The following is a 6,947-nucleotide window of genomic DNA, read 5'->3' on the forward strand; positions in this document are numbered from 1 at the left end:
CAACTGACCCACCGTATTCGCGAGCAAGCCCGCTCCCACAAGGGAAAGTGTCAGGCCTGTACGGCCAGGCCGTACTCGGCCGACGCATCCTGCAGCCACAGCCACCAGTAGTCCGAGAAGCTGCGGCGGATCAGCAGTTCCCAGGTGTCTTCGGCGGTGTGGCGGATCACCAGTTGCGACTTGGCGAAGACGGTGCCGACGGCCTTGCCTACCGGGAAGCTGTTGGGGTGCACGTCGTAGCTGGTGGACTTCATCAGCACTTGGCGCACGTTCGGGCCGGTCAGCTCGAGGATCTGCTGACCACCGCTGACGTTGACGATCTGGATGTGCAGATCGCCCAGCGCCTTGCGCAGTTTTTGCTCGGCAGCGAACTCTTCACCGCTCGGCACGATCAGCAGCCACTCGTCCGGGCCCATCCATTGCAGGCTGGTTTCGCCTTTGACGATGACGGCCAGTGCGCCTGGCAGTTCGATGCCCAGGGCCTTGTGCACGCCAGCGGCGAACGCTGCGTCATGGGCGTCGCCACGGATGGTCAGGTGGCCCAGGAGTTTCTTCTCGCGCACGGTCACGCCAGCGCTCTTGCGGCCCTTGCCCACCAGGCTGGCGAGGTCGGCGTGATGCAGCGACGACTCGGCCTTTTCCCCGGTGGTTGGGCGTTGTTGGTAAACATTGGCTGCGGTCATAAGGCACCCTTTCTGAATTCTGTTGGTTCCGGCTACTGTGGTGGCTGTACTGCCGCCTTCGCGAGCAGGCCCGCTCCCACATTTGTCTGCGTTCCCCTGTGGGAGCGGGCTTGCTCGCGAATGGGCCGACTCGGTGTCATTGCCCATCCGCAAGGCTTGGAGCCACTACACGTTCTGGCGCTCACCCTTCGGATCGAAGAACACCGAAGAAACGATTTCCGCCTCGATCACGCTGCCGTCCGCCAGTGGCGCGAATACGCGTTCGCCCATGCGGTTCAGACCGCCCTTGACCACGCCCATGGCAAACGAATAGCCCAGGGAGTTGTGCAGGTAACTGGAGGTCACGTGACCGACCATGGTCATCGGGATCGCCTGTTTGGTGTTGAACACCAGTTGCGCGCCTTCCGGCAGCCAGACGTTCGGATCGATCGGCTTGAGGCCAACCAGCTGTTTACGCTGATCACGCACGCAGTCTTCACGGTTCATGCCGCGCCAGCCGATCCACGAGAACGGTTTGGTGCGACCGACACACCAGCCCATGTTCAGGTCGTCAGGAGTCATCGAGCTGTCGGTGTCCTGGCCAACGATGATGAAGCCCTTCTCGGCCCGCAGGACGTGCATGGTTTCGGTGCCGTACGGGGTCAGGTTGTACTTCTTGCCGGCGTCGACGATTTTCTCCAGCACGCCCATCGCATAGTCGGCCTGCACGTTGACTTCGTACGACAACTCACCGGTGAACGAGATGCGGAACACCCGGGCCGGAACGCCACCGACCAGACCTTCTTTCCAGGTCATGAACGGGAAGGCTTCGTTGGTCAGATCGATGTCGGTGACTTCGCTGAGCAGCTTGCGGCTGTTCGGTCCGGACAGGGTCATGGTTGCCCAGTGATCGGTCACGGAAGTGAAGTACACCTTCAGGTCTGGCCATTCGGTCTGCTGGTAGATCTCCAGCCACTGAAGTACGCGAGCCGCGCCGCCGGTGGTGGTGGTCATCACGAAATGGTTGTCGGCCAGGCATGCAGTCACGCCGTCGTCGAACACCATGCCGTCTTCTTTGCACATCAGGCCGTAACGCGCCTTGCCCACGTCGAGCTTGGTCCAGGCGTTGGTGTAGATGCGGTTGAGGAACTCGCGCGCATCCGGGCCCTGAATGTCGATCTTGCCCAGGGTCGAGGCGTCCAGCAGGCCGACGCTGTCGCGCACGGCTTTGCATTCGCGCTTGACCGCTGCATGCATGTCTTCGCCGCTCTTCGGGAAGTACCAAGGGCGTTTCCACTGGCCGACGTCTTCGAACTCGGCGCCGTTTTTCAGGTGCCAGTGATGCAGTGCGGTGAAACGCACAGGTTCGAAGATATGCCCGCAGTGACGACCGGCCACGGCGCCGAAGGTCACCGGCGTGTAGTTCGGACGGAACATGGTGGTGCCCATCTGCGGGATGGTCACGTTCAGCGAACGGGCAGCGATGGCCAGGCCGTTGACGTTGCCGAGCTTGCCCTGATCGGTGCCGAAGCCCAGTGCGGTGTAGCGTTTCACGTGCTCGACCGACTCGAAGCCCTCGCGGGTCGCCAGTTCGATGGCGGCGGCGGTGACGTCGTTCTGCAGGTCGACGAATTGTTTCGGTGCCCGTGCGGTGCTCTTTTCATGCGGAACCTGGAACAGCGCCAGAGTCGGCTCTTCCAGACGCGTCAGTGCTTTGGGCAAGGTCGCTTCGACCGCCGCGAAGCCGGCTTCGCTGGCAGCGCGCACGCCCCCTTCAAAACCATCGGCCAGGGAATCACCCAGAGCGTAGACGCCATTGATGCCACCGACGCACACGCGCTTCTGCGGTGCTTCGCCCGGTACGAAACCGAGGATGTCTTCACGCCAGATCGGCTTGCCACCCAGGTGCGAAGCCAGGTGAACGATCGGGCTGTAACCACCGGAGCTGGCGATCACGTCGCAATCGAGCCACTCGCCAGGGCTGGTGACCTTGTGGCCTTTGACATCGATTGCAGATACACGGGCAGCGGTCACGCGCTTGCTGCCACGGGCCTCGATCACGGCGCTGCCGGTGAGGATGCGGATGCCCTTGGCGCGTGCTTCTTCCACCAGCGCACCGCGAGGGTTGCTGCGGGCGTCGGCGATGGCCACCACTTGCAGGCTGGCATCGAGCCAATCCAGGGCAACGCGGTAGGCGTGGTCGTTGTTGGTGGTCAGTACCAGCTTCTTGCCCGGTGCCACGCCGTAGCGACGAACGTAGGTCGATACAGCGCCGGCGAGCATGTTGCCCGGCACATCGTTGTTGCCGTAGACCAGTGGACGCTCGTGAGCGCCGGTCGCCAGCACCACACGTTTGGCACGCACGCGGTGAACGCGCTGACGGACCTGGCCAATCGGTGCGCGATCGCCGAGGTGATCGGTCAGGCGCTCGTGAATGGTCAGGAAGTTATGGTCGTGGTAGCCGTTGACGGTGGCGCGCGGCAACAGCAGCACGTCCGGGGTGTTCTTCAGTTCGGCAACGACGCTGGCGACCCATTCGGTGGCTGGCTTGCCGTCGAGGCTTTCGCGGGAGTCGAGCAGGCTGCCGCCGAACTCTTCCTGCTCATCGGCCAGGATCACACGGGCGCCGCTGCGCGCAGCCGCCAGTGCAGCCGCCAGACCCGCAGGGCCTGCGCCGACGATCAGCACGTCGCAGTGCTGGTTCATGTAGTCGTAGGTGTCCGGATCGTTCTCGGTCGGCGAGCGGCCAAGACCTGCGGCCTTACGAATGTACTTCTCGTAGGTCATCCAGAACGATTGCGGGTACATGAAGGTTTTGTAGTAGAAGCCCGGCGGCATCAGCTTGCCACCGACCTTGCCGAGAATCCCCATCATGTCGTTGTTGACGTTCGGCCAGCCGTTGGTGCTGTTGGCGACCAGGCCCTGGTACAGCGCCTGTTGAGTGGCGCGTACGTTCGGGATCTGGGTGGCTTCGGTAGCACCGATCTGCAGCACCGCGTTCGGCTCTTCGGTACCGGCGGCGAAGATGCCCCGTGGACGCGAATACTTGAAGCTGCGACCGATGATGTCGACACCGTTTGCCAGCAGTGCAGCAGCCAGGGAGTCGCCTTCAAAGCCTTTGTAGCTCTGGCCGTTGAAAGTGAAGCTCAGGACTTTGTTGCGGTCGATCCGTCCGCCGTTGGACAGGCGATTGATCTGGCTCATACCTTCTCTCCCAGAGCCGTGGTGGCCGCTTTCGGGCTATCGGTCTTGTCGGTGAATTGTGGCTTGGTGCCGATCTTGTAGGTTTCGAGAATCTCGTAGGTCACGGTGTCGCGGGTGGCGTTGAAGTACTGACGGCAACCGGCGGCGTGAATCCACAGTTCATGGTGCAGACCGCGAGGGTTGTCGCGGAAGAACATGTAGTCGCCCCACTCCTCGTCGGTGCAGCTGTTCGGATCCAGTGGACGCGGGATGTGCGCCTGGCCGGATGCGTGGAATTCCTCTTCGGAGCGCAGCTCGCCGCAGTGAGGACAGAAGATATGCAACATGGGGATTTCTCCTGTTAGTGGGCAACCGCAGCAGCGCCGTGTTCATCGATCAACGCACCGTTGTGGAAACGGTCGATGGAGAAAGGTGCGGCCAGCGGGTGCATTTCACCCTTGGCCAGGCTCGCGGCAAATACGTTGCCCGAACCAGGTGTTGCCTTGAAGCCGCCGGTGCCCCAACCGCAGTTGAAGAACATGTTCGGCACCGGAGTCTTGGAGATGATCGGGCAGGCGTCCGGCGTGGTGTCGACGATGCCGCCCCACTGACGGTTCATGCGTACGCGCGACAGCACCGGGAACATTTCGACGATGGCCTGGATGGTGTGCTCGATCACCGGGTACGAACCACGCTGGCCGTAGCCGTTATAGCCGTCGATACCGGCGCCGATCACCAGGTCGCCCTTGTCGGACTGGCTGATGTAACCGTGCACGGCGTTAGACATGATCACACTGTCGATGATCGGCTTGATCGGCTCGGACACCAGCGCTTGCAGCGGGTGGGATTCGATCGGCAGACGAAAGCCCGCGAGCTTGGCCATGTGCCCGGAGTTACCGGCGGTGACCACACCGACGCGCTTGGCGCCAATGAAGCCCTTGTTGGTTTCCACGCCGATGCACACGCCGTTTTCCTTGCGGAAACCGATCACTTCGGTCTGCTGGATCAGGTCCACGCCCAAGGCATCGGCGGCACGGGCAAAGCCCCACGCCACGGCATCGTGACGGGCCACGCCGCCGCGACGCTGAACGGTAGCGCCCATCACCGGGTAGCGGGTGTTCTTGGAGCAATCCAGGTACGGAATCTCGTCCGCGACCTGCTTGGCGTTGAGCAGTTCGCCGTCCACGCCGTTGAGGCGGTTGGCGCTGACCCGACGCTCGGAATCACGGATGTCCTGCAAGGTGTGGCACAGGTTGTAGACGCCGCGCTGGGAGAACATCACGTTGTAGTTCAGATCCTGGGACAGGCCTTCCCACAGTTTCATCGCGTGTTCGTACAGGTGCGCCGACTCGTCCCACAGGTAGTTGGAGCGAACGATGGTGGTGTTGCGCGCGGTGTTACCGCCGCCCAGCCAGCCCTTTTCAACCACGGCCACGTTGGTGATGCCGTGTTCCTTGGCCAGGTAGTAGGCGGTCGCCAGACCGTGCCCGCCACCGCCGACGATGACCACGTCGTAAACCTTTTTAGGGGTCGGCGTGCGCCACATCCGCTGCCAGTTTTCGTGGTGGCTGAGAGAGTGTTTGAAGAGGCCGAAGCCTGAGTAGCGTTGCATAGTCATTTACTCCAAAACCGCACTCAGCGATAAACCGGGAAGTCAGCGCACAGGGCCGAGACTTGCTGGGCAACGTTGGCTTCGACGTCGGCATCGCCGAGGTTGTCGAGGATGTCGCAGATCCAGCCGGCCAGTTCCACGCACTGCGCAACCTTGAAGCCGCGAGTGGTCACAGCCGGGGTGCCGATGCGCAGGCCGGAGGTGACGAACGGCGACTGCGGATCGTTCGGCACGGCGTTCTTGTTCACGGTGATGTGGGCGCGACCGAGGGCTGCGTCCGCCTCTTTGCCTGTGAGGCCCTGACGGATCAGGCTGACCAGGAACAGGTGGTTATCGGTGCCGCCGGACACTACATCGTAGCCGCGTTTGATAAACACGCCGGCCATGGCCTGGGCGTTGTCGATCACTTGCTGCTGGTAAGTCTTGAAGCCAGGCTCCAGTGCTTCCTTGAAGCACACGGCCTTGCCGGCGATCACGTGCATCAGCGGGCCGCCCTGGGCGCCGGGGAATACCGCAGCGTTGAGCTTCTTCTCGATCTCTTCGTTGGACTTGGCCAGGATCAGGCCGCCACGTGGACCGCGCAGGGTCTTGTGAGTGGTGGTGGTGACCACGTCGGCGTACGGCAGCGGGTTCGGGTACAGGCCAGCAGCGACCAGACCGGCCACGTGGGCCATGTCGACGAACAGCAGCGCGCCAACCTTGTCGGCGATCTGGCGGAAGCGCGGGAAGTCCAGAGTCTTGGAGTAAGCGGAGAAGCCGGCAACGATCATCTTCGGCTTGTGCTCGACGGCCAGACGCTCGACTTCGTCGTAGTTGATCAGGCCGGTGTCGGTGTCGATGCCGTATTGAACGGCGTTGTACAGCTTGCCCGAGGACGACACCTTGGCACCGTGGGTCAGGTGACCGCCGTGGGCCAGGCTCATGCCCAGGATGGTGTCGCCGGCTTGCAGCAGGGCCAGATAAACGGCGCTGTTGGCCGAGGAGCCGGAGTGTGGCTGGACGTTGGCGTAATCGGCGCCGAACAGTTGCTTGGCGCGTTCAATGGCCAGGGCTTCAACCTTGTCCACGTGCTCGCAGCCGCCGTAGTAACGCTTGCCCGGATAGCCTTCGGCGTACTTGTTGGTCAGGCCGCTGCCTTGCGCTTGCATGACGCGCTTGCTGGTGTAGTTCTCCGACGCAATCAGCTCGATGTGATCTTCCTGACGTTGCTCTTCGGCATTCATTGCCGCCAGCAGTGCATCATCGTAACCCTGGATCTGGTCTTGCTTGCTGAACATCGCGTCTCTCCCAGCGGCATCTATGCGCCATTCGTCTCGGTAAGGCACTGGCGGTTCGCCCTTGCCCTTTGAATGCGATGTTATGACCGGTGCAGGCAGGTCAAATGCCTATGGGCGCCACGCAAAGGTGCGTTTACGACATGACGGGAATCGGACCGTTGGAACGCAATCGCAAGTACGCCTCAATCCCTTGTGGGAGCGGGCTTGCTCGCG

5 protein-coding genes are annotated in these 6,947 nt (G+C 62.4%); all 5 read right to left on the minus strand.

Annotated elements, in window-relative coordinates:
- Positions 1–50: 50 nt before the first annotated feature.
- Positions 51–683 (minus strand): sarcosine oxidase subunit gamma, encoded by a 633-nt coding sequence (locus K9857_RS29165; RefSeq protein ID WP_224541850.1) that lies wholly within the window; start codon positions 681–683, stop codon positions 51–53.
- Between the two features lie 165 nt (positions 684–848).
- Positions 849–3,866: a sarcosine oxidase subunit alpha gene (locus tag K9857_RS29170; protein ID WP_224541852.1), complete on the minus strand. Its 3,018-nt coding sequence runs from the start codon at positions 3,864–3,866 to the stop codon at positions 849–851.
- On the minus strand, positions 3,863–4,192 hold the full coding sequence (locus K9857_RS29175; protein WP_034147448.1) for a sarcosine oxidase subunit delta: 330 nt from the start codon (positions 4,190–4,192) through the stop codon (positions 3,863–3,865). The genes K9857_RS29170 and K9857_RS29175 overlap by 4 nt, the downstream gene beginning before the upstream one ends.
- Before the next feature lie 14 nt (positions 4,193–4,206).
- Positions 4,207–5,457: a sarcosine oxidase subunit beta gene (locus tag K9857_RS29180; RefSeq protein WP_003206307.1), complete on the minus strand. Its 1,251-nt coding sequence runs from the start codon at positions 5,455–5,457 to the stop codon at positions 4,207–4,209.
- Between the two features lie 23 nt (positions 5,458–5,480).
- The gene (gene glyA / locus K9857_RS29185; protein WP_224541854.1) at positions 5,481–6,734 is read right to left on the minus strand and encodes a serine hydroxymethyltransferase; all 1,254 of its coding nucleotides are present in this window, start codon (positions 6,732–6,734) and stop codon (positions 5,481–5,483) included.
- Positions 6,735–6,947 lie beyond the last annotated feature (213 nt).

Origin of the sequence: Pseudomonas sp. REP124 (assembly GCF_020164475.1) — a bacterium.
In the GTDB taxonomy this organism is placed as follows: domain Bacteria; phylum Pseudomonadota; class Gammaproteobacteria; order Pseudomonadales; family Pseudomonadaceae; genus Aquipseudomonas.